Origin of the sequence: Paracoccus simplex (assembly GCF_042648325.1) — a bacterium.
GTDB classification, from domain to species: Bacteria; Pseudomonadota; Alphaproteobacteria; order Rhodobacterales; family Rhodobacteraceae; genus Paracoccus; species Paracoccus simplex.
In genome coordinates, this window is the sequence record NZ_JBHRXE010000036.1 from 24,172 (window position 1) to 45,093 (window position 20,922).

19 protein-coding genes are annotated in these 20,922 nt (G+C 69.9%); 7 read left to right on the plus strand and 12 right to left on the minus strand.

Going from position 1 to position 20,922, the window contains the following annotated elements; all coding sequences use genetic code 11:
• Positions 1-327, plus strand: coding sequence for a hypothetical protein (locus ACFOMP_RS12555; RefSeq protein WP_289895812.1), 327 nt, complete (start codon positions 1-3; stop codon positions 325-327).
• Here the strand turns inward: ACFOMP_RS12555 and recN are convergent.
• From recN to ACFOMP_RS12615, 12 genes are all read right to left on the minus strand, one after another.
• Positions 324-1,967 carry a DNA repair protein RecN gene (gene recN, locus ACFOMP_RS12560; protein ID WP_379031064.1) on the minus strand — a complete coding sequence of 548 codons (1,644 nt, stop codon included), beginning with the start codon at positions 1,965-1,967 and terminating at the stop codon, positions 324-326. The two genes, ACFOMP_RS12555 and recN, sit on opposite strands and share 4 nt — an antisense overlap.
• Positions 1,968-2,000: 33 nt before the next feature.
• Entirely contained in the window at positions 2,001-2,843 is an 843-nt protein-coding gene (locus ACFOMP_RS12565; protein ID WP_289895814.1) for an outer membrane protein assembly factor BamD, read from the minus strand.
• 128 nt (positions 2,844-2,971) lie between these two features.
• Positions 2,972-3,913, minus strand: a complete 942-nt coding sequence (gene lpxC / locus ACFOMP_RS12570) for a UDP-3-O-acyl-N-acetylglucosamine deacetylase (protein ID WP_289895815.1) — start codon at positions 3,911-3,913, stop codon at positions 2,972-2,974.
• 238 nt (positions 3,914-4,151) lie between these two features.
• On the minus strand, positions 4,152-5,810 hold the full coding sequence (gene ftsZ / locus ACFOMP_RS12575) for a cell division protein FtsZ (protein WP_379031068.1): 1,659 nt from the start codon (positions 5,808-5,810) through the stop codon (positions 4,152-4,154).
• Positions 5,811-6,028: 218 nt separating this feature from the next.
• A complete protein-coding gene (gene ftsA, locus ACFOMP_RS12580; protein WP_289895817.1) occupies positions 6,029-7,363 on the minus strand; it encodes a cell division protein FtsA in 1,335 nt (444 codons plus the stop codon).
• Positions 7,364-7,384: 21 nt separating this feature from the next.
• Positions 7,385-8,392 carry a cell division protein FtsQ/DivIB gene (locus ACFOMP_RS12585; RefSeq protein ID WP_379031071.1) on the minus strand — a complete coding sequence of 336 codons (1,008 nt, stop codon included), beginning with the start codon at positions 8,390-8,392 and terminating at the stop codon, positions 7,385-7,387.
• Positions 8,380-9,303 (minus strand): D-alanine--D-alanine ligase, encoded by a 924-nt coding sequence (locus tag ACFOMP_RS12590; protein WP_289895819.1) that lies wholly within the window; start codon positions 9,301-9,303, stop codon positions 8,380-8,382. The genes ACFOMP_RS12585 and ACFOMP_RS12590 overlap by 13 nt, the downstream gene beginning before the upstream one ends.
• A 118-nt stretch (positions 9,304-9,421) precedes the next feature.
• Positions 9,422-10,333, minus strand: a complete 912-nt coding sequence (gene murB, locus ACFOMP_RS12595; protein ID WP_379031119.1) for a UDP-N-acetylmuramate dehydrogenase — start codon at positions 10,331-10,333, stop codon at positions 9,422-9,424.
• 229 nt (positions 10,334-10,562) lie between these two features.
• Complete coding sequence (locus tag ACFOMP_RS12600; protein WP_379031075.1) at positions 10,563-11,111, minus strand: gluconokinase; 549 nt, start codon at positions 11,109-11,111, stop codon at positions 10,563-10,565.
• Positions 11,108-12,484, minus strand: a complete 1,377-nt coding sequence (locus ACFOMP_RS12605; RefSeq protein WP_379031078.1) for a GntP family permease — start codon at positions 12,482-12,484, stop codon at positions 11,108-11,110. The genes ACFOMP_RS12600 and ACFOMP_RS12605 overlap by 4 nt, the downstream gene beginning before the upstream one ends.
• 114 nt (positions 12,485-12,598) lie before the next feature.
• Positions 12,599-12,865, minus strand: a complete 267-nt coding sequence (locus ACFOMP_RS12610; RefSeq protein WP_289895823.1) for a hypothetical protein — start codon at positions 12,863-12,865, stop codon at positions 12,599-12,601.
• A 61-nt stretch (positions 12,866-12,926) separates the two neighbouring features.
• A complete protein-coding gene (locus tag ACFOMP_RS12615; RefSeq protein ID WP_379031081.1) occupies positions 12,927-13,700 on the minus strand; it encodes an FCD domain-containing protein in 774 nt (257 codons plus the stop codon).
• Positions 13,701-13,915: 215 nt separating this feature from the next.
• Between ACFOMP_RS12615 and dld the strand changes: the two genes are divergently transcribed.
• Genes dld through ACFOMP_RS12645 form a run of 6 tightly spaced genes read left to right on the plus strand, consistent with a single transcriptional unit; the run spans position 13,916 to position 20,922 of the window.
• Positions 13,916-15,715 (plus strand): D-lactate dehydrogenase, encoded by a 1,800-nt coding sequence (dld, locus tag ACFOMP_RS12620; protein WP_379031084.1) that lies wholly within the window; start codon positions 13,916-13,918, stop codon positions 15,713-15,715.
• Positions 15,703-17,469 (plus strand): L-lactate permease, encoded by a 1,767-nt coding sequence (locus ACFOMP_RS12625; RefSeq protein WP_289895826.1) that lies wholly within the window; start codon positions 15,703-15,705, stop codon positions 17,467-17,469. Before dld ends, ACFOMP_RS12625 begins: the two co-directional genes overlap by 13 nt.
• Before the next feature lie 9 nt (positions 17,470-17,478).
• Positions 17,479-18,249: a (Fe-S)-binding protein gene (locus ACFOMP_RS12630; RefSeq protein WP_289895827.1), complete on the plus strand. Its 771-nt coding sequence runs from the start codon at positions 17,479-17,481 to the stop codon at positions 18,247-18,249.
• Positions 18,246-19,649 carry a lactate utilization protein B gene (locus ACFOMP_RS12635; RefSeq protein ID WP_289895828.1) on the plus strand — a complete coding sequence of 468 codons (1,404 nt, stop codon included), beginning with the start codon at positions 18,246-18,248 and terminating at the stop codon, positions 19,647-19,649. Before ACFOMP_RS12630 ends, ACFOMP_RS12635 begins: the two co-directional genes overlap by 4 nt.
• A complete protein-coding gene (locus ACFOMP_RS12640) occupies positions 19,646-20,302 on the plus strand; it encodes a LutC/YkgG family protein (protein ID WP_379031089.1) in 657 nt (218 codons plus the stop codon). The genes ACFOMP_RS12635 and ACFOMP_RS12640 overlap by 4 nt, the downstream gene beginning before the upstream one ends.
• Positions 20,303-20,352: 50 nt before the next feature.
• Positions 20,353-20,922 carry a 2'-5' RNA ligase family protein gene (locus tag ACFOMP_RS12645; RefSeq protein WP_289895831.1) on the plus strand — a complete coding sequence of 190 codons (570 nt, stop codon included), beginning with the start codon at positions 20,353-20,355 and terminating at the stop codon, positions 20,920-20,922.

The following is a 20,922-nucleotide window of genomic DNA, read 5'->3' on the forward strand; positions in this document are numbered from 1 at the left end:
ATGTTTCGCAATCGCCAGCACCTGTTCGTCGCGGCCGGCATGGCCGTCATCCTTACCTCGGTCGCGCTGGCCGAACAGGTGGGGCGGGCGGTCGACACGCTTGCGGAACCGGCGGCGCAGGCGGCCAGCCAGCCGGCCCCGCCGCGGGTCGGCGACCGGCTGGACAAGGCGCGGCTGCACCAGGTCACCCGGCCAGGGCTTTATGGCATGAGCCTGCCGCCCGCGGGCAGCCTTTATGGCATCGTGGACGGCAAGCTGATCCGCTATAATCCCGAAAACGCGCAGATCCTGTCCATTATCCGGCAGGTGGACCGGATCATGGACTAGCCTTGCAGCAGCGCCCGCGCCGCCGCCTTGGCGGCGGGGGTGATCTCCTCGCCCGAGAGCATGCGGGCGATTTCCTCGATGCGCTGGCTGGCAGTCAGGGCGGCGACGCGCGACGTGGTCATGCCGCCCTCAACCGATTTCGCCACCCGGAAATGATGGCCGCCAAGCGCCGCGACCTGCGGGCTGTGGGTGACAACCAGCACCTGCGCCCCCTCGGCGAGCCGGGCCAGACGCCGGCCGACCGCATCGGCGGTGGCGCCGCCGACGCCACGGTCGATCTCGTCGAAGATCAGCACCAGCGCGTCGTTGCCGCGTGCCAGGCAGACCTTCAGCGCCAGCAGGAAGCGCGACAGCTCGCCACCCGAGGCGATGCGGTCCAAGGGCCCGGCCGGCGCGCCCGGATTGGTGGCGACGGTGAAAGCCACGCCGTCGCAGCCCTCCGGGCCGGGATCGGCCCCGGAGAGCCGGGTCTCGAACACCGCGCGCTCCATCTTCAGCGGCGCGAGTTCGGCCGCCATCGCGGCATCAAGCCGCTTGGCGGCCGTGGCGCGCCGGTCCGACAGGGCCGCTGCCGCGGCGTCATAGGCGGCATCGGCCGGCGCCACGGCCTCGCGCAGCCGCGCCAGGTTTCCTTCGCCCGCATCGATTCGGGACAGCCGCAGCCGCAACTCATCGGCCAGCCCCGCGAGGTCGTCGGCCAGCACGTCATGCTTGCGCGCCAGCGCACGCAAAGCGAACAGCCGCTCCTCGGCCGCCTCCAGGTCGCGCGGGTCGAAATCCATCGCCTCCAGCGCCGCCTCGACGCCCAAAACCGCCTCACCCAGCTCGATCAACGCCCGCTGCAGCGCCGCGGCCGGGGCTTCCAGCCGGCCTTCCGCCCGTTCGGCAGCGCCGTCGAGCCAGCGCACGGCATCGAGCATCGCGCCCTCGGCCCCCTCCGCCCCCAAGGCCTGCGCGGCCCGCGCCACGTCCGCGCGGATGCGCTCGGCGCCCTGCATGGCGCGGCGCCGGGTGTCGAGTTCGGCTTCCTCGCCGGGCTGCGGGTCGAGCTTGTCCAGTTCGGCCACGGCATGGCGCAGGAATTCCTCCTCGCCCTTGGCCGCTGCCAGCGCCGCCTCGGCCGCGGCCTGCGCGGCGCGCGCCTCGCGCCGGGCGGCCCAGGCGGCACGGGTCGGCCCCAGATCCACCCCGGCGAAGGCGTCGAGCAGCAGCCGGTGGCCGCGCGGATTCAGCAGCCCGCGGTCGTCATGCTGGCCATGCAGCTCGACCAGCAATTCCGAAAGCGTCCGCAGCACCTCGCCCGAGGCGCGGCGGTCGTTGATCCAGCCGGTCTTGCGGCCGTCGCCGGCATTGACGCGACGGATAATCAGTTCGTCCGAAACCGGAAAACCGGCCTCGTCCAGCAGGGTGCGGGCGGGATGGCCGGGCGGCAGGTCGAAGACCGCCGTCACCTCGCCCTGGCCGGCGCCGGCCCGCACCAGATCGGCACGGCCACGCCAGCCCAGCACGAAGCCAAGGCAGTCGAGCAGAATCGATTTCCCCGCCCCCGTCTCGCCAGTCAGCACGTTCAGGCCCGGCTGGAACTCCAGCTCCAGCCGGTCGATCAGCAGCATGTCGCGGATGTCTAGGGAACGCAGCATGACCCCACCTGCAGGGCGCGCTTCAGCGCCGCCTCACAGCCATTTGCCCTGGATGACCTGGCGGTAGACCCGCGTCAGCCAGCTGTCGCCGCGCGCCTCGGGCTTCAGGCCATGGCCGCGCAATTGCGCATAGGCATCCTCGTAGAAGGGCGAGGACTGGAAGTTGTGGCCCAGGATCGCGCCCGCCGTCTGCGCCTGATCGTTCAGGCCAAGCGCCAGATAGGCCTCGACCAGCCGCATCAGCGCCTCGGGCGTGTGGGTGGTGGTCTGATATTCCTCGACCACGACGCGGAAGCGGTTGATGGCCGCGGGGTAATGGCCGCGCTTGAGGTAGTAGCGGCCGATCTCCATCTCTTTCGCCGCCAGATGGTCGAAGGCCAGGTCGAATTTCAGGATCGCCGAGCGGGCATATTCCGTATCGGGATACTGCTCGATCACCTCGCGCAGCGCCTGCAGGGCCTGGAAGGTCAGGCCCTGATCGCGGCCGACCTCGTCGATCTGGTCGTAATAGGACAGCGCCAGCAGGTATTTCGCATAGGCCGCATCCTCGTCACCCGGATAGGTGTCGATGAAGCGCTGCGCGGCGCCCCGCGCCTCTTCGTAGTCGCGGGCGCGATGATAGGAATAGGCCTGCATGATCAGCGCCCGCTTGGCCCAATCGGAATAGGGATAAAGCCGCTCGACCTCGGAGAAATACTTCACCGCGTCCTTGGGCTTGCGCGAATTCTCGAGCTCGTATTCGCCGCGCTTGTAGATCTGTTCGGCGGTGAAATTCTCGAATGATTCGGGCTGATTGCCCGCCCCGCCGCCGCATCCTGCCAGAAGGCCGACCGACAGCACAGCCGCGACCAAGGAACCCGATCTGATGCCTGTCATTCCACCCTGCCCGTCAGAAATTCATGCCGCCGCACGAGCGGAAGGCCCACGCGGCCCGGTCGTCCTAGCACAGAAAATCTGCCTGCGCAAAATGCCAAAACCGCAAATCGGCAAGGCGGCCGTCACCGTCAGGCGACGGCCAGTTGCCGGGTATGGGGAACAAGATGCGCGGCCGCCGCCAGCACCCCGGCGCCAGGCAGGCGGCTTTCCATCGCCGGGGTCAGCGTCACCCATTCCCAAGCCTCGGGTTGGGCGAACAGCGCCCGCAACAGCCGGTTGGTCATGGCGTGGCCGGCGCGGTGGCCGGTATAGCGCGCCAGCAGCGGCGCCCCGGCCAGCGCCAGGTCGCCCACCGCGTCCAGCATCTTGTGGCGCACCGCCTCGTCGCGGTGGCGCAGCCCGCCGGGCGACAGCACCTTGTCGCCGTCGATGACCACGGCGTTCAGATAGGTGCCGCCAAGCGCCAGGCCGTTCTGCTGCATCTTCACCACATCGGCCTGGCGGCAGAAGGTGCGGCTGTCCATCAACTCGTGCACGAAGCTGCCATTGGCCATGTCGAGGCGCTTTTCCTGATGGCCGATCGCCGCATCCGCGAAGTCGATGTCGAAATGGATCTCCAGGCGGTCGGCGGGCGACAGGCGGGCGAAGGCCTCGCCCTGCTGCACCTCGACTTCGCGCAGCACGCGGATGGCGCGCAGGGGCGCATCGGGCTGCTGGCGCAACCCGGCCTCGAGGATGCCCTGCACGAAGGGCGCCGAGGAGCCGTCCAGGATCGGCACTTCCGGCCCGTTCACCTCGACCACGGCATTGTTGATGCCGGTGCCCGACAGCGCCGCCATCACATGCTCGACCGTCGAGACGGTCGCGCCCAGGCCGTTGTCCAGAAGCGTGCAGAGCTGCGAGGGGGTGACATGGTCCCAGCGCGCCGGAATCCGGGCGCGGCCCAGATCGGTGCGCAGGAAGACGATGCCGTGATCGGCCGGAGCCGGCAGAATCGTCAGACGCACGGCCGCACCCGAATGCAGCCCGACGCCGCGGAACTGGGCTTTCTGAGCGATGGTGGTTTGCATGGTCTTGCCTGCCGAATCTGGTGACTATCGTTATCCGCAGCGGGGGATTCCCGCCGGGTGAACTTCAGTTAGGCATGCGGCGCCGGTTGCTCAATTAACGTTTTGTGACGGGGTGAAACAATCGCCGCAGCGCGGCACCGACCCCGGGGGCGCGGCACGCAGGTCAATGATTTCATAAGGAAAAAAGGACCGCCTGGGGCGGTCCTTTCCGATTTCGGGCTGAAATAATGTGAACGCCTCAATTCGCCTGGCGGCGCAGGAAGGCGGGGATCTCGACATTGTCGCCGGCCCGGTCCGGGCTGGCCAGATCGTCGAAACCGGCATCGAAGCCCGTGCGGTTGCGGGCCGCGACGCGCTCGCTCACCCGTTCGGCGATGGTCGAGGGCGCGGGCTTCTCGGCCTGCTCGCCATGACCGGAGATGCGCTCGAGCATGCGGCTGAGACCGCCCATGCGGCCATGCGGGCGTGCCGGATCGGCGGCGGACTGCTGCTGCTGCGGCTGGGCCGCGCGGCCCTGGGCGGCGGCCTGCCGCTCGGGCGCCTTCTGCACGGCGGCGGCAAGGCGCTGCATCACCGCGTCCGAAGGCGTGCCGGCCGGAGCCTGCTGCGCGCGGCTGGGCGCGACGCTGCCGCCGGCATCGCCGTTCAGCGGATCGCGGCCCGGAGCGGAAGGCTGGCGCGGGTCGGGCTGGTAGGCCGGACGCGGCATGTCCTCTTCCTCGTAGCGCGCGGCGGGGGCCGAGGGCTGCACGCGCGGCGCGGCCATGGGCTGGGGCGCGGCGACCGGCTGCGGGGCGGCCTCGGCGGCCGGGGCCACGCGACGCGGCGGCACCGGCAGATCGTCCTCGACCGCTTTCTGGGTGACCGGCGGGTTCTGGGTCAGCGGCTCTTTCATGCCGCGGCGCGGCGCCGGGATCTCGGCCGCCGAGGCGTCGATGCCGGTCGCCACGACCGAAACGCGGATCGTGCCTTCCATCGACGGGTCCATGGTCGAGCCGACGATGATGTTCGCATCGGCATCGACTTTCTCGCGGATCTTTTCGGCCGCCTCGTCCATCTCGAACAGGGTCAGGTCGTAGCCGCCGGTGATGTTGATCAGCACGCCCCGGGCGCCGTTCAGGCTGATCTCGTCCAGCAGCGGGTTGGCGATGGCCTTCTCGGCGGCCTGCACGGCGCGGTTCTCGCCCGAGGCTTCGCCGGTGCCCATCATCGCCTTGCCCATCTCGTCCATCACCGCGCGCACGTCGGCGAAGTCGAGGTTGATCAGGCCCGGGCGCACCATCAGGTCGGTGACACCCTTGACGCCCTGATAGAGCACGTCGTCGGCCATGGCGAAGGCTTCGGTGAAGGTGGTCTTTTCGTTGGCCAGCCGGAACAGGTTCTGGTTCGGAATGATGATCAGCGTGTCCACGACCTTCTGCAGGGCCTCGACGCCCTCCTCGGCCTGGCGCATGCGCTTGGTGCCCTCGAACTGGAACGGCTTCGTCACCACGCCGACGGTCAGGATGCCCATTTCACGGGCGGCCTGGGCGATGATCGGCGCGGCGCCGGTGCCGGTGCCGCCGCCCATGCCGGCGGTGATGAAGCACATATGCGCGCCCATCAGGTGGTCGACGATGTCCTCGATGGTTTCCTCGGCGGCCTTGGCGCCGATCGAGGGCTTGGCGCCGGCGCCCAGCCCTTCGGTCACCTTGGGGCCGATCTGGATGCGGCTGTCGGCCTTGGAGGATTGCAGCGCCTGGGCATCGGTGTTCGCCACGACGAACTCGACGCCCTCCAGCTGCTTGTCGATCATGTTGTTGACCGCGTTGCCACCTGCACCACCGACGCCGAAGACGGTGATGCGCGGCTTCAGTTCCTGGTCATCGTTCAGCATCAGGTGGATCTGCCGTTCCATGTCTCGCCTGCCTCATGTTTGCGCCGGACATGTGCGCAGTCCGGTCGAATCCCCGTGTGCTGGCCAGCCTAGCCAGATTCGGCCCCAGCGTCACCCGAAAAACACGGTCAAACCACCAAATATGGCGGTTGGCCGATATGATTTCGGCGGTATCTTGCCCATTCTCCAGCATCTGGTGTGAACCCCGGCCCACACCACCGCATCCGGGTTCCGCCTGTCTACCAGTTGTTGCGGAACCAGCGATAGGCCCGACGCAGGCTGCGCGCCGGATAATGTTCGGCGGGCATGTCGAAATCCCACCATTCGTCCTGCGGATGCGCGGTCAGCAGGGCCAGCCCGATGGCCGAGGAGAAGCCGGGCGCCGTCGCGTTATGCGGCAGGCCCTGGATGCGCAGCGGCCGGCCGATGCGCACGTTCTGCCCCAGCATGCGCGAGGCCAGCGCGTCCAGCCCCGGGATCTGGCTGCCGCCGCCGGTCAGCACGATCTGGCGCGAGGGCATCGAATCGAACCCCGCCGCATCCAGGATGCCGGCGACGTTTTCCAGGATCTCCTCGACCCGCGGGCGCATGATGCCGATCAGGTCGGCGCGGCTGACGGCCCGGCGGTCGGTGTCCCAGTCGCCGGTCTCGCCCCCAAGCTCGATCATCTCGCGGTCGTCGCGGCCGGTGGCCTCCAGCCCGCCATGCAGGGTTTTCAGCCGCTCGGCCACGGCATGGCTGACGCGCAGGCCCTTGGCGATGTCCTGGGTGATCAGCTCACCCCCGACACGGACCGCATCGGCGAAGATCATGTGCTTCTTGATGAAGACCGATACGCCGGTCGTGCCGCCGCCCAGGTCGATGCAGGCGGCGCCCAGTTCCTGCTCGTCCTCGACCAGCGCGGCAAGGCCCGAGGCATAGGAGGCCGAGGCCACCCCCGCCAGTTCCATGTCGCAGCGCCGGATGCAATGCACCAGATTGCCGGCGGCGTCGCCGTCGATGGTCAGCACATGCATGTCGCAGGCCAGCCGGCTGCCGGACTGGTCGCGCGGGTCCGACAGTCCCGAGCGGCCGTCCAGGGCGAAGTTCACCGGCTGGGCGTGCAGCACCTCGCGCCCGCGGCCGAAATCCGGCACCTCGCACGAGGCCAGAACACGGGCCACGTCGCCCTCGCCCACCTTGCCGGCGGGCAGCACGATCTCGCCGGCCAGGCCATAGCTGGACGGGCGCGCGCCCGAGACGCAGGCGATGACGTGATCGACGCGGACGCCCGCGACCTTCTGCGCCGACTGGATCACGGTGCGGATGGCGCGTTCGGTCTCGGCCATGGTCTCGATCTCGCCGTGGCGCATCCCGCGCGAGCGGGTGGTGGCGGTGCCGATGACGCGGAAATTCGACTGGCCGGCCATCGGACCGACTCCGTCCGTCTCGCGGAACTGGCTGGGACCGTCGAATTGCAGCACGAGGCAGGCGATCTTCGAGGTGCCGATGTCCAGAACCGCGATGACGCCGCGCTGCATGGCCTGGCGGCGCATGTTGCGCATCGCCCGCTGGCCCTCGTACAGATCCTTCATCTTTCCTGCCCCTCCAGACTGTCAGCCGCTTTTCTTCTTGCCGTTCGCCGCCTTGGCCGCGACGGGTTGGCCATCCGCGCCAAGCTCGGGCTGGCCGCGGGCGCGGCGGATGGCGTTCTGCGCCTCCAGCCCCAGCCGCACCACCGGCCGCTGCTGCTTGCGCAGGTCGACGACGGTGATGTCGCGTTCCAGCATGTGCTGGCCGTGGTCCAGCGCAATGGCCCGTTCCAGCGCCTGCAGCGCGCCGGTCTCGGGCAGCTTGATGCGCTGGCCGCGATCCAGCACCACGTCCCAGCGCCGCTCGCCCATGCGTTCCAGCCCGCGCAGGCGCGGCAGGATCGGCCCGGCCGCGTCGATCAGCGCCAGCGCCTCGGCGGCGGCGCGGGCCGCGCCCTCGCCCGAGATGATCGGCAGGTCGCCGCGGATGTCGCGCGCGGTGACCGAGGCGACGCGATGCCCGGTCTTGTCCAGGATCTCGACGCCGCGCGCATGGCGCCACAGCACCGCCGGCACCCGCTCGGTCACCACGGCCGACAGGATGCCGCCGGGCTTGATGCGCAGGTCCACCGCCTCGACCGCGTCGAGCTTGAGCACCCGCTCGCGCAGCTTTTCCAGGTCGATCTCGAAGCTCGAGGCCGGCAGGTCGACCGGCAGCATGGCGCGCAGCCCCTTGTCGACCACCGGCGAGGCGCCCTCGATGGTCATCATCTTGACCATGAAGGCCTCGCGGTGCTGGATGCGGTCCACGATGGCGTCTATGCCGCCGGTCAGGTTGGCGCGGCGGGTGTCGTCCGACAGCCAGATCCCGGCCACCAGCGCCGCCAGAAAGGCCGGCAGGCCGACATGCACCAGCCGCCGCACCAGCGGCCGCAGCATCATCCGGTTCAGCCGATAGGCCAGGCGCGAGGGCGCCGGATCCTTGCGCACCGGGCGCTGCGGCTGCGGCGCGGGACGCGAAGGCACATGACGCACCGGCGCCGGCCGGCCGCCGTCGCCCTGCCCGCGCTGGAAGGGGTTCAGGCCCGGCATAGCGCCTCCTCGACGATCCAGCGGCAGAGCGCCGGGAAATCCATGCCGACATGCGCCGCCTGTTCGGGCGCCAGCGAGGTGGGCGTCATGCCGGGCTGGGTGTTCACTTCCAGGATCACCAGCCCGTCCAGGCCGCGCGCATCGTCCCAGCGGAAATCGCTGCGTGTCAGGCCCCGGCACCCCAGCGCCTGATGCGCGCGCACGGCCAGGTCGCGGCAGGCCGCGGCGATGTCGCCGGGGATCTCGGCCGGGAGGACGTGGCGCGAGCCGCCGGGCTTGTATTTCGCGTCATAGTCATACCAGCCCTCGGTCACGATCTCGGTCACGCCGAGCGCGCGGTCGCCCAGCACCGCCACGGTCAGCTCGCGGCCCGGGGCATAGGTCTCGACCATGACCCGCGCCGGCATGGCGTCGGAAAGCTGCGGCGGGGCGTTCGCGGCCTCGTGGACGATGTAGACGCCCACCGAGGAGCCTTCGTCATTCGGCTTGACGACATAGGGCGGCGGCAGGACGTGGCGGGTGCGCACCTCCTCGGCATCGGCGATGACGCTTTCGACGACGGGGATGCCCGCCTCGCGAAACGCCTGTTTCGCCCGCGACTTGTCCATGGCGAGCGCCGAGGCCAGCACGCCGGAATGGGTATAGCGGATGCCCAGCCATTCCATCAGGCCCTGGACGCAGCCGTCCTCGCCCCAACGGCCATGCAGCGCGTTGAAGACCACGTCCGGCGCCTGCTCGGCCAGACGCGCGGGCAGATCCCTGCCCGCATCCAATTCGACGACTTCATAGCCCGCCTGCCGCAGCGCGTTCGCGCATTCCCGCCCGGACGAGAGGGAAACCTCGCGCTCGGCCGAGGGCCCACCCTTCAGGACCACGACTTTCGGGGCTGTCCTGCTCGACCTGCCCGCCAATTTTTCTGCCTCATGCCCCGGTTGATCCGGGAATTTATTACGGCAGGATAGCGGCTAAGGCGGAATCGCAAAAGTCCCTTTTCGCGTCTTGGGCAAGATTTCCGGGGATAACGGCGGGTTACGGCTCACCGACGCGGATGACTTCCCATTGCAGGTCATGGCCGCTGGATTGCCGCACCCGTGCGCGCACCAGCTCGCCCAGCGCCTCGAGCTCGGCGGCGGTGGCGCCATCGGCGTTGAGCAGGAAATTCGGATGTTTTTCAGACATTTGCGCCCCGCCCAGCCGGTGGCCGCGCAGGCCGGCGGCGTCGATCAGGCTCCAGGCCTTCAGCGCGTGGCTGTCATCGGCGCGTCCGGTCGAGGAATAGCCGGCCGGGTTGCGGAAGGTCGAGCCGGCCGAGCGGTCGCGGGTCGGCTGGCTGGCATCGCGCCGGGCAAGCTGGTCGTCCATTTTCGCAACGAGTTCAGTGGGTTCCCCGGCAGAAGCCCGGAATGTCGCCTGAATGACCACGGCGCCCTCGGGGATCTCGGAATGGCGATAGGCCAGGCGCAGGTCGGCGGCCGGCAACTCGGCGATCTCGCCCCGGCGGGTGACGATGCGGACCGAGAGCAGGTGGTCGGCGACATAGCTGCCGTAGCAGCCGGCATTCATGCGCACGGCGCCGCCGATGCTGCCGGGAATGGTGCGCAGGAAGGTCAGGTCGCGCCCGGCCTCGGCCGCCTTGCGGGCGACATGGGCGTCCAGCGCCGCGGCGCCGGCCGTGACGGTTTCCCCTGCGATTTCAATGCCGTTGAAGCCGCGACCCAGGCGGATCACCACACCGCGGATGCCGCCGTCGCGCACGATTAGGTTCGAGCCGACGCCCATCGGGAAGACCGGCACCGCAGGGTCGAGCGCGGCGAGGAATTCGGCCAGATCCCGTTCGTCGGCGGGCTGGAACAGCCAGTCCGCCGGGCCGCCGACGCGCAGCCAGGTCAGCTCGGCCAGGGGCCGGTTCGGGGTCAGGGCGCCGCGCGGCGCGGGAAGCATCCGGGTCATGGCGCGGTGGTTAATCAGCGTTGCGCGCGCCGTCAATCGGGCGTGCGTTGCCGGGCGGATGCCGCAAAGCGCGGCGGCGCGGATTTTCCCCAGCAATCGCCGGGGATCCGGCCGTGATCCGCGTCCGGCCTGCGTACACCGCGCGTACACAGGCCGTGCACCGGAAAACCCGCGGGGCGCGCGCGCGCCGCGGCATGGTCATCCGCCGCCCGGCAACCATTCAGGGCACCGGCCGATGCGCCGGTCCGATGCATTGTCCCGGCCCCGACAGCAGGCGCAGCGCCGCATCCACCTGCTTCTCGACCGGCAGCGCCATGTCGACCAGGGCGCCGTCCTCGTCCTCGGCCAGCATCTCCAGGGTGGCGAGTTGGGAATCGAGTAGCCTCGCGGGGAAGAAATGCCCCTCGCGATGGGCAAGGCGATCCTCGAGGATCCGGCGCGCGCCGTGCACATGCAGGAAACGCACCCGCGGCGCCCCGCGGCGCAGGATGTCGCGATAGGCCCGCTTGAGCGCCGAGCAGCCGATGACCGAGCATTGCCCGCGCGCCTGGTTGCGGCCGATCTCGGCGGCGAGCGCGTGCAGCCACGGCTCGCGGTCGGCATCGGTCAGCGGCGTGCCGGCCCGCATCTTGGCGACATTGGCGGCGGGGTGGAAGCTGTCGCCCTCGATGAAGGGCCAGCCCAGCCGCTTGGCCAGGGCGCCGCCGGTGGTGCTTTTCCCGCTGCCGGACACGCCCATGACGACGATGTGCTGCAGGGCCGCGCTCACAGCAGCCACCAGCCGATCAGGGCGAAGCCGAAGCCGATGCCGCCCAGCAGCGTCTCCATCACCGTCCAGGTCTTCAGCGTGGTCTTCTCGTCCATCTGCAAGAAGCGGCCGACCAGCCAGAAGCCGGAATCGTTGAAATGGCTCAGCACCGTGGCGCCGCCGGCGATGGCCACCACCAGGAAGCAGCGGTCGAATTCCGAAAGCCCGGTGGTCGCCGCCACCGTGGGCGCGATCAGCCCGGCGGTGGTGGTCAGCGCCACCGTGGCCGAGCCCTGCGCCACCCGCAGCGCCATCGAGATCACGAAGGCCGCGACGATCAGCGGCATGCCGATGGCGTCGAGGCTGCCGGCCAGCGCCTCGCCGATGCCGCTGGCGCGCAGCACGCCGCCGAACATGCCGCCGGCGCCGGTCACCAGGATGATGGCGCAGATCGGGCCGAGGGCGCTGTCCATCAGCTTCTCGATCTCGACCGCCGAGCGGCCGCGGCCCAGCAGGACCATGGCGACGATCACGGTGATCAGCAGCGCCACCGGGGTCTGGCCGATCAGCCGCAGCAGCGTCACCCAGAAAGCGTCGCCGGCAACGGCGCCCATGGTGACCAGGGTGCTGAGCCCGGTGTTGAGGAAGATCAGCACCAGCGGCAGCAGCAGCACCAGCATCACGGTGCCGAAGGTCGGCGGCAGGCGGTCATGCTGCCCGGCCTCGGTGGCGCCCAGCAGTTCCGGCACCGGCAGCACGAAGCGCTTGCCGGCCCAGAGGCCGAACAGATAGCTGCCCAGGAACCAGGTCGGCAGCGCCACCGCCAGGCCGACCAGCACCAGCAGGCCGATATCGGCGCCCAGCAGGTCGCCGGCCGCCACCGGCCCCGGATGCGGCGGCAGGAAGGCGTGCATGACCGCGAAGGCGCCGGCGGCCGGCAGCGCGTAAAGCAGCACCGAGCCGCCGAAGCGATAGGCGACGCTGAAGATGATCGGCAGCATCACCACCAGCCCGGCATCGAAGAAGATCGGGAAGCCGAACAGCAGCGAGGCCACGCCCAGCGCGAAGGGCGCGCGGTCGGCGCCGAACTGGCCGATCAGCCGGTCGGCCAGCACCTGCGCGCCGCCGGTGATCTCCAGCAGCCGGCCGATCATGGCGCCGAATCCGACCAGCAGCGCCACCGTGGCCAGCGTCGCGCCGAAACCCTGCAGCAGCGTCGGGATCACCTCGCCGATGGGAATGCCGGCGACGATCGCGGTCAGCAGGCTGACCAGCACCAGCGAGACGAAGGCATGCAGCCGGAACCGCATGATGAACACCAGCAGCACCAGCACCGCCGCCGCGGCGATGAGCAGAAGCACCGGCGTGCTGTGGACGGGCTCGACAGGGTTCATGAAAGCTCCTCCTAGCGAAATGGTCGTCGGGTCAGCCCCGGTTTTCGGCCGCGGTCCTGCGCGGATTCGCGGCGGTCCGGCCGTGTTAGCGTTAACGGGCGCCGCTTGAAAGCGCTAGCGCCGCGCCGCGGCGGATAGATGCTCGTGCAGCAGCCGCATCTCGTCCGAAAGCGCCAGTTCCAATGCCGCCTCGGGACCGGAAAGCGCGCCGGGATCCTCTTGGCCGTCCAGCATCACCTCGCGGTTTTCCAGCCATTCCAGCAGCTCGGCCCGGACGCTTTCGGGCGAGAGCGCCAAAAGCCTGCCCAACGTGCGGCGCTGCGCGATCAGCCGCCCCTCGAGACCGTCGATGCGGGCGGCCAGCCTGTCCATCCTGTCCATGCGCCATCTCCCTGAGGTTGCAGGATCATGATGGCACAGATGCCGGAACCGGCAAAGCCGTTCAGTTCCGGCTGGTCAGGCTGCCGCCCTCGATGCGGCGCAGCGAGATTTCCAGCCGCGCCTCGGCGGCCATGATCTCGGCGCGGACGCGCCGGGTATAGCTCATGTGATCCTGCGCGGCGCGGGCCGCCGCCTCGGGGTCGCGGGCGATGATCGCATCGTAGATGGCGCGGTGCTGGGCGCGCAGCACGTCGCGCACCTCGGGCCGGGCATAGAGCTTTTCGCGGTTGTGGAACACGCCCTTGCGCAGCATGCCCGACAGCGCCCGCATGATCTGCAGCAGCACGACGTTGTGGCTGGCCTCGTAGACCGCGACATGCAGGTCGACATCGGCCTCGGCCTCGTCGCGGAAATCCGCCTCGTCATGGGCCCGGGCGATGCGCTGCATGCAGCGGGTCAGCGTCGCGCGGTCCACGTCATTGGCCCGCGTCGCCGCCAGGCTCGCCGCCATGCCCTCGAGCGTGCCGCGCAGTTCCAGATAGTCGTCCACCACCTCGCCGCGCGAGGCCATCAGCTCGATCAGCGGATCGGTGATCGAGGTGGCCAGCGGCGCCACCCGCCGCCCGCCGGCCGGATCGGCGACGACCAGCCCCTTGTCCTCGAGCAGGCGGATGCCCTGGCGCAGCGTCGGCCGCGAGACGTTCAGGCGCAGCGCCATCTCGCGCTCGGGCAGCAGCGGGTCGCCGGGGCGCAGCGAGCCTTCGAGAATCAGATCCTCGATATGCCGGGCGGTGGTTTCCGCGGCAGGGGCGCCCTTGTTCACTTCGCTGGCCATGCTCGACTCCTCCTTGAGGGGCTGCCCGGATTTCAGGGCTTTAGCCTGCGGCATCCGGCCTTGGAAGATAGCTGAACCGCCGGATCTGGTGCAATGGATTTCCCGCTTGACCCAAATGGTCAAATTATTTTACCACAGTAAAGGGGAAGGTAAAGCGATCTGCTCGGGCCGCGCCATGCGCGGCAGCGGGCCGCGCGACGCGAGGGGGGAAAGCCATGACGCAACCCGGCGAGACCGCGGCAGCCGCAGACCGTGGGCAATTGCTGGACCGGCTGCGCCAGATCGTCGGCGCGGCGCAGGTGCTGACCGCGCCCCGCGCCACCCGCCGTTATGCCCGCGGTTTCCGCTATGGCGAGGGGCCGGTCGCGGCGGTGGTCCGGCCCGGCACGCTGGTCGAGCTGTGGCGGGTGCTGAATGCCGCCGTCGCCTCGGGGCGGGCGGTGATCCTGCAGGCGGCGAATACCGGGCTGACCGGCGGCTCGACGCCCTGGGGCCAGGATTACGACCGCGAGATCGTGCTGATCTCGGTCATGCGCCTGCGCGGCATCCATCTGCTCGGCGCCGGCGAACAGGTGCTGTGCCTGCCCGGCGCCACGCTGGACGCGCTGGAAAAGCGCCTGCGCCCGCTGGGCCGCGAGCCGCATTCGGTGATCGGCTCAAGCTGCATCGGCGCCTCGGTTCTGGGCGGCATCTGCAACAATTCGGGCGGCGCGCTGATCCAGCGCGGCCCGGCCTATACCGAGATGAGCCTTTACGCCGAGGTGCGCGCGGACGGCTCGGTGGCGCTGGTCAACCATCTGGGCCTTGATCTGGGCGACACGCCCGAGCAGATCCTGGCCCGGGTCGAGGCGGGCGACCTGCCCGCCCCCGCGCCCACCGACGCCTGGGCCTCGGACCGCGACTATGCCGAGCATGTCCGCGACATCGAGGCCGCGACGCCCGCCCGCTTCAACGCCGATCCGCGCCGGCTGCACGAATCCTCGGGCTGCGCCGGCAAGCTGGCGGTCTTCGCCGTGCGGCTGGACACCTTCGCGGCGGAAAAGGACACGGCGGTCTTCTACATCGGCAGCAACGACCCGGCTGAACTGACCGAGATCCGCCGGTATATCCTGGGCCGTTTCCGCAGCCTGCCCATCGCCGGCGAATACATCCACCGCGAAGCCTATGATGTGGCGGCGCGATACGGCAAGGACACCTTCCTGTTCATCCGCCATGCCGGCACCGACCGCATGCCGGCCCTGTTCGCCGCCAAGGCGCGCATGGATGCGCTGACCGAGCGGCTGGGGCTGGGCGCCACGCTGTCGGACCGGCTGGCGCAGGGGATCGCGGCGCTGATGCCCCAGCATCTGCCCAAGCGCATGAACGCTTTCCGCGACCGCTACGAACACCACCTGCTGCTGCGCATGGGCGGCGCCGGCATCGCCGAGGCGCGGGACTATCTGTCGGGGCTGTTCCCCTCGGCGCGGGGCGACATGTTCGAATGCACCCCCGAGGAGGGCAAGGCCGCCTTCCTGCACCGTTTCGCCGTGGCCGGCGCCGCGGTGCGCTATCGCGCCATCCATGCCGGCGCGGTGCAGGACATCGTGGCGCTGGACATCGCGCTGCGCCGCAACGACCGCGACTGGGTCGAGCGCCTGCCGCCCGATCTGGATGCGAAACTCGCGAAAAAGCTCTATTATGGGCATTTCTTCTGCCACGTCTTCCATCAGGATTACGTGGTGAAGGCAGGCCACGATTGCCTTGCCGTGGAACATGAGATGTGGCGGCTGCTGGACCAACGCGGCGCCGAATACCCGGCCGAGCACAATGTCGGCCATCTTTACCGCGCCAAACCGGAGCTGGCGGGCTTCTATCGGCAGCTTGACCCGACCAACAGCCTGAATCCCGGCATCGGCCAGACCTCGAAATGCGCGCATTGGCACCAGGCCGCGCCATCCAAGACGACCGCGCAGGACTGCGCACCCGCAACGGCGGAACCGCCCGCCCCATCTGAGGAGGAAAGATGGCTGGACTAATCACATTCATCCTGGCCCTGCTGCCCATCGCCACGGTCTTCGTGCTGCTGGTGGTGCTGGCGAAATCGGCCAAGTTCTCGATGCTGGTGGCCTATCTGGTCACCGTCGCCACCGCCCTGCTGATCTGGGGCACGCAGCTGAACACGGTTCTGGGCGCCACGGTGAACGGCGTCGTCACCGCCCTCAGCCTGCTTTACATCGTGTTCGGCGCCATCCTGATGCTCTACACGCTGGAGGAAAGCGGCGGCATCCGCTCGATCCGGGCCGGCTTCACCTCGATCTCGCCGGACCGGCGGGTGCAGGCGATCATCATCGCCTGGCTTTTCGGCTCGCTGATCGAGGGCGCCTCGGGCTTCGGCACGCCGGCGGCCATCGCCGCGCCGCTGCTGGTCGCCATCGGCTTCCCGGCCATGGCCGCGGTCATGGTCACGCTGATCATCCAGAGCACGCCGGTCTCGTTCGGGGCGGTCGGCACGCCGATCCTGGTGGGGGTCAAGACCGGCCTGGCCGACCAGCAGATCGTCGAGGCCACCATCGCGCCCATGGCCTTCGGCGACTACCTGCTGCAGATCGCCGCCAAGGTCGCGATGATCCACGGGCTGATCGGCTTCCTGATCCCGCTGATCCTGGTCGGGATGCTGACCCGCTTCTTCGGCGCCAACCGCTCGTTTGCCGAGGGCTTCCGCATCTGGAAGTTCGCGCTGTTCGCCGGGCTGGCCTTCACGGTGCCCTATTACATCATCGCATCGACGCTGGGGCCGGAATTCCCCTCGCTGCTGGGCGGGATCATCGGGCTGCTGATCGTGGTGCCGGCGGCGAAACGCGGCTTCCTGATCCCCAAGGACCGCTTCGACTTCCCGCCGCGCCGCGACTGGAACGCGGATTGGGTCGGCAAGCTGGACGATCTGGAGGATCACCACGCCCACAAGCCGGTGATGTCGCTGGTCAAGGCCTGGGCGCCCTATGTCTTCGTGGTCGCCCTGCTGGTCATCACCCGCTCGGTCGCGCCGATCAAGGCCTGGCTCACCTCGCCCGAGATGACGCTTGCCTTCCAAGATCTGTTCGGCTCGGGCATCAAGGCCTCGGTGCAGGTGCTTTACCTGCCGGGCACGATCCTGATCCTGGCCTCGCTGTTCACCCTCCTGCTGCATGGCATGTCGGGACGCGATTACGGCCGGGCGCTGAAGGCATCGGGCACCACCATGATCGCCGCCGCGCCGGCGCTGCTGCTGGCGGTGCCGATGGTGCAGGTGTTCCTGAACTCGGCCTCGGACAGCCATGCCAGCATGCCCATCGTGCTGGCGCAGGGCGTCTCGTCGGTGGTGGGCGATGCCTGGCCGATGTTCGCGCCGCTGATCGGCGCCATGGGCGCCTTCGTCGCCGGCTCGAACACGGTCAGCAACATGATGTTCTCGCTGTTCCAGTTCTCGACCGCCGAACAGATCGGCCTCGGGGCGGCGGGCGCGGGCACCGTGGTGGCGCTGCAGGCCATCGGGGGCGCGGCGGGCAACATGATCTGCGTGCATAACGTCGTCGCCGCCTCGGCCACCGTCGGCCTGACCGACCGCGAAGGCGCGATCATCCGCCAGACCCTGATCCCCATGGCCTATTACGTGGTGCAGGGCGGGCTGATCGGCTTCGCGCTGCTGACCGGCAACCCGATGTGGTGGGTCGCCGCCGCGATCTGGGCCGCCGCCGTGCTGTTCTTCATGTCGCGCAGCCGCGGCGCCGTGCCGGCCGCCGTGACCAACTAGGGGAAAACCATGCCCGGAGAGCCAAAACCGACGGTCGGTCTGTTCGTGACCTGCCTTGTCGACGCCATCCGTCCGCAGATCGGCTTCGCAACCCTTCAGCTTCTTGAGGAAGCGGGCTGCGTGGTCGAGGTGCCGCAGGCCCAGACCTGCTGCGGCCAGCCGGCGCTGAACAGCGGCGACGACCGCGACGCGGCGCATCTGGCCCGCCAGACCATCGCGGCCTTCGAGGGGTACGACCATGTCGTCCTGCCCTCGGGTTCCTGCGCGGCGACCATGGTGCATGGCTATCCGGAACTGCTGGCGGGCGACCCGGACTGGGCCGCCCGCGCCAGGGCCATGGCGGCGAAAACCCATGAGATCACCAGCTTTCTGGCCGATGTCATGGGCTACGCGCCCGCGGGGCGGAGGCTTCAGGCCTCCGCCACCTATCACGACAGCTGCTCGGGCCTGCGCGAACTGGGCATCGCCGCCCAGCCGCGCGCGCTGCTGTCCCATGTCGAGGGGCTGGAGATGCGCGGCCTGCCCGGCAACGATGTCTGCTGCGGCTTCGGCGGCACCTTCTGCGTGAAATATGCCGACATCTCGAACGCCATCGTCACCGAAAAGGCGGAAGCCATCGAGGAGACCGGCGCCGAATTGCTGCTGGCCGGCGATCTGGGCTGCCTGATGAACATGGCCGGCAAGCTCAACCGCCGGGGCGCGAAAACCCGCTGCTTCCATACCGTCGAGGTGCTGGCCGGCCGCGCCGAGGGTCCGGCGATCGGCGAGGAGGCGCCATGACCGCGCCGTTCAAGGACCGCGCCAGGGCGGCCCTGGCCGACCCGGTTCTGAAGCTCGCCATCGACCGCACCACCGGCAATGCCGAAAGGAAGCGCGCCGCGGCGCTGGCGGCTTTCCCGGAATTCGACGCCGCCCGCGCCCGCGGTCGGGCGATCAAGGATCACGTCGTCGCCCATCTCGACCATTACCTGGAACTGTTCGAGAAAAACGCCACCGCCCGCGGCGCGCAGGTCCACTGGGCTGCCGACGATGCCGAGGCCCGCGCCATCGTCACCCGCATCTGCCTGGCCGCCGACGCCAAGCTGGTCACGCGCGCCAAATCCATGCTGGGCGAGGAGATCGGCCTGCCGCACGCCCTGGCCGATGCCGGGATCGAGCGGGTCGAGACCGACCTGGCCGAGCACATCATCCAGCTGGCGGGCGAGGCCCCATCGCATATCATCTGGCCGGCCATGCACCGCACCCGCGAGCAGGTGGCCGAGCTTTTCAAGGCCGGCCACCAGCCGCCCCCCGCCGCCGAGGATCCGGCGACCATGGTGCAAAGCGCCCGCCGGGTGCTGCGCGAGAAATTCCTGTCCGCCGATATCGGCATCTCGGGCGCGAATTTCCTGATCGCCGATACCGGCGCCACCTGCACCGTCACCAACGAGGGCAATGCCGAACTGACCACCACGCCGCCGCGCATCCATATCGTGACCGCGGGGATCGAGAAGCTGGTGCCCTCGACCGCGCATGCCTTCGCGCTGCTGCGGCTGCTGGTCCGCTCCGCGACGGGCGGCGAGATGACGCAATACACCACCTTCCACGCCGGCCCCAGGCGCCCCGGCGATGCCGACGGGCCCGAGGAGATGCATATCGTGCTGGTCGACAACGGCCGCACGAAAATGCTGGCCGACGAGTTCCGCGAGATGCTGCGCTGCATCCGCTGCGGCGCCTGCATGAACCATTGCGTGGTCTATCGCCAGATCGGCGGCCATGCCTATGGCGGCACTTATCCCGGCCCGATGGGCTCGGTGCTGACGCCGGTGCTGGACGGGCTCGCCGCCTCGCGCGACCTGCCCAATGCCTGCACCATGAACGGCCGCTGCGCCGAGGTCTGCCCGGTCGGCATCCCGCTGCCGACGCTGCTGCGCGCCTGGCGCCGCCGCAGCTGGCGCGAGGGGCTGGAGCCCGGCCCGCTCCGCGCCGGCATCGGCCTGTGGGCGCAGCTTGCCCGCCGCCCCCGGCTCTATCGCCTGGCGACCCGCATCGGCCTGCCGCTGATGCGGCTGTTCGGCAGGTCCGGCTGGATCGCGCGCCTGCCGCTGGCCGGCGGCTGGACCGCGCATCGCGACCTGCCGCGCCCGGCGGCCCGCAGCTTCATGGACCAATACCGCGCCCAGCAGAAGGCCCGCAAATGACCGCCCGCGACCGCATCCTGTCCGCCATCCGCGCGGCCCTCGGCCCCGGCAAGCCGCGGGCGCAGATCGCGGCCGAGGCCGCCGCGCTGCTCGACGATCCCGACGCCGCCCGCCCGCGCCTGGCCGCGCCGGGCCTGCCCGACGCCTTCGCGCAGAAGGCCGCGGCGCTTGGCACCAGCATCGACCGCATCGGCAGCCTGGCCGCGGTGCCGCAGGCCATGGCCCGCTATCTCGACGCCCACGGCCTGCCGCCCCGCTTCGCCATGCAGCCCGCGCCGGAACTGGCGGCGCTGGACTGGTCCGGCCTTGCCCCGCATCCGGGCACCGCCCCGGACGAGCCCGCCGCCCTCGGCCTGGCGCTGCACGGCATCGCCGAAAGCGGCTCGCTGGTCATCCATTCCGGGCCGCAGAACCCGATCCTGCTGGCCTTCCTGCCGCTGCACCATGTCGTCCTGCTGCGCGAATCGACGCTGCTGCCGCATCTCGAGGATTACGCGGCCCGGCTTTCGGCCGGGGCGGTGCCGCGCAACGCCATCCTGATCACCGGCCCCAGCGGCACCACCGACATCGAGGGCAGCTATGTGCGCGGCGCCCATGGCCCGGGCTTCCTGCATGTCATCCTGATCGCCGATCTCGGCACCGAGCCGGGCTGACCGCCGCCGCGTTCTGCCCTAGCATGGCCCCATCCGATGGGAGGCCCGCCATGCAAGACGCTCCGCAAGCGCAGGGAACGCCGCAGGACATCCCCCGCGAGCATTTCCTGCTTTTCGTCGTCGTCCCGCCGCCCGCGGTGGCGGCGCGGATCGAGGATGCCTGGCGTCTTGCCCAGCGCCGCGACCGCTTCCGCCGCGCGACGCTGCACATGACCATCCTGCCGGTGATCCGCAGCCCGCAGCTGGCGCCCGGCATGGTCGAGGCGCTCGGCCGGCCGCTGGACGGGCTGGATTTCCCCGCCTTCGACCTGGTGCTGGACCAGCTGACCACCTTCGGCCCGCCGCGCCGCCGCGACCGGCCGCTGGTGCTGGTCGGCCGGCAGGAAAGCCCCGCCCCCGACGCGCTGTGCCAGACGCTCTGGCAACGCCTCGCCGCCGCCGGGCTCGGCGCGCCCAAGCACCGGGTCACGCCGCATGTGACCCTGGCCTATGGCAAGCCGCTGCCGCCCGAGGGCATCGCCGTGCCGCCGGTGCATTGGCGGGTGGACGAGCTTACGCTGATCGACAGCCTGCAGGGCCTTGGCCGGCATGTGCCGCTGGCGCGCTGGCGGCTGTCCTGA